Source organism: Paraburkholderia sp. GAS448 (assembly GCF_050435685.1).
GTDB lineage: Bacteria > Pseudomonadota > Gammaproteobacteria > Burkholderiales > Burkholderiaceae > Paraburkholderia.
Genome location: NZ_JBNDKT010000123.1, coordinates 1 through 2520 on the forward strand (window position 1 = coordinate 1; position 2520 = coordinate 2520).

Sequence of the window (2520 nt, forward strand, 5' to 3'; positions counted from 1 at the left end):
CCCGGGGCAGCACAACCAATCGGGAAGAAGTAGCTGAGAGGATGCCTCTCGTACTGCACTGGGCTGTGATGTTTTCGGCACAACACCGGTCTCAACCTGAGTGCGTATGTCTGCGCCCCCTTCGGGGGTGGGGTCCGGGCAGGCGCCACAGCGCCAACCTTGACCGACATAAAACACACCGGTTATAGGATCAAGCCTTACGGGCAATTAGTATCAGTTAGCTTAACGCATTACTGCGCTTCCACACCTGACCTATCAACGTCCTGGTCTTGAACGACCCTTCAAGGGGCTCGAAGCCCCGGGGATATCTCATCTTAAGGCGAGTTTCCCGCTTAGATGCTTTCAGCGGTTATCTCTTCCGAACATAGCTACCCGGCGATGCCACTGGCGTGACAACCGGTACACCAGAGGTTCGTCCACTCCGGTCCTCTCGTACTAGGAGCAGCCCCCTTCAAATATCCAGCGCCCACGGCAGATAGGGACCAAACTGTCTCACGACGTTTTAAACCCAGCTCACGTACCTCTTTAAATGGCGAACAGCCATACCCTTGGGACCGGCTACAGCCCCAGGATGAGATGAGCCGACATCGAGGTGCCAAACACCGCCGTCGATATGAACTCTTGGGCGGTATCAGCCTGTTATCCCCAGAGTACCTTTTATCCGTTGAGCGATGGCCCTTCCATACAGAACCACCGGATCACTATGACCTGCTTTCGCACCTGCTCGACTTGTCGGTCTCGCAGTTAAGCACGCTTATGCCATTGCACTATCAGCACGATTTCCGACCGTACCTAGCGTACCTTCGTACTCCTCCGTTACACTTTGGGAGGAGACCGCCCCAGTCAAACTGCCTACCATGCACTGTCCCCGACCCGGATCACGGGCCAAGGTTAGAACCTCAAACAAACCAGGGTGGTATTTCAAGGACGGCTCCACGCAAACTGGCGTTCACGCTTCATAGCCTCCCACCTATCCTACACAGATCGGTTCAAAGTCCAATGCAAAGCTACAGTAAAGGTTCATGGGGTCTTTCCGTCTAGCCGCGGGGAGATTGCATCATCACAAACACTTCAACTTCGCTGAGTCTCGGGAGGAGACAGTGTGGCCATCGTTACGCCATTCGTGCAGGTCGGAACTTACCCGACAAGGAATTTCGCTACCTTAGGACCGTTATAGTTACGGCCGCCGTTTACCGGGACTTCAATCAAGAGCTTGCACCCCATCATTTAATCTTCCGGCACCGGGCAGGCGTCACACCCTATACGTCCACTTTCGTGTTTGCAGAGTGCTGTGTTTTTATTAAACAGTCGCAGCCACCAGTTTATTGCAACCCCTTCACCCTTCTGGCGCAGGCCAGTCAAGCTACAGGGGCGTACCTTATCCCGAAGTTACGGTACCAATTTGCCGAGTTCCTTCTCCCGAGTTCTCTCAAGCGCCTTAGAATACTCATCTCGCCCACCTGTGTCGGTTTGCGGTACGGTCATCGTGAAACTGAAGCTTAGAGGCTTTTCTTGGAACCACTTCCAGTTGCTTCGCCGCCTGAGCGGCTCGTCCCATGCCCTTGAATTGCGCGCCCGGATTTGCCAAAGCGCCTTCTCCAACACAGGAACCGGGACTTCCAACACCCGGACAACCTTCCGCGATCCGTCCCCCCATCGCATTTCACAATGGTGCAGGAATATTGACCTGCTTCCCATCAGCTACGCATTTCTGCCTCGCCTTAGGGGCCGACTCACCCTACGCCGATGAACGTTGCGTAGGAAACCTTGGGCTTACGGCGAGGGGGCCTTTCACCCCCTTTATCGCTACTCATGTCAGCATTCGCACTTCCGATACCTCCAGCACACTTTCCAGTGCACCTTCGCAGGCTTACGGAACGCTCTCCTACCATGCACATCGCTGTGCATCCGCAGCTTCGGTATATTGCTTAGCCCCGTTACATCTTCCGCGCAGGACGACTCGATCAGTGAGCTATTACGCTTTCTTTAAAGGATGGCTGCTTCTAAGCCAACCTCCTGACTGTTTTAGCCTTCCCACTTCGTTTCCCACTTAGCAATATTTGGGGACCTTAGCTGGCGGTCTGGGTTGTTTCCCTCTTGACACCGGACGTTAGCACCCGATGTCTGTCTCCCGTGATTGCACTCTTCGGTATTCGGAGTTTGCTATGGCGAAGTAATCCGCAATGGACCCTTCAACCATGACAGTGCTCTACCCCCGAAGGTGATACACGAGGCACTACCTAAATAGTTTTCGGAGAGAACCAGCTATTTCCAGGTTTGTTTAGCCTTTCACCCCTATCCACAGCTCATCCCCTAACTTTTCAACGTTAGTGGGTTCGGACCTCCAGTACGTGTTACCGCACCTTCATCCTGGCCATGGATAGATCACCTGGTTTCGGGTCTACACCCAGCGACTGAACGCCCTGTTCGGACTCGCTTTCGCTACGCCTGCCCTAATCGGTTAAGCTTGCCACTGAATGTAAGTCGCTGACCCATTATACAAAAGGTACGCCGTCACCC

General features: G+C 54.0%; 1 rRNA gene. It reads right to left on the reverse strand.

What is annotated here, in order from left to right:
- Positions 1-186: 186 nt before the first annotated feature.
- Positions 187-2520: ribosomal RNA gene (locus P3T23_RS47455) — 23S ribosomal RNA — on the reverse strand; the annotation flags it as partial.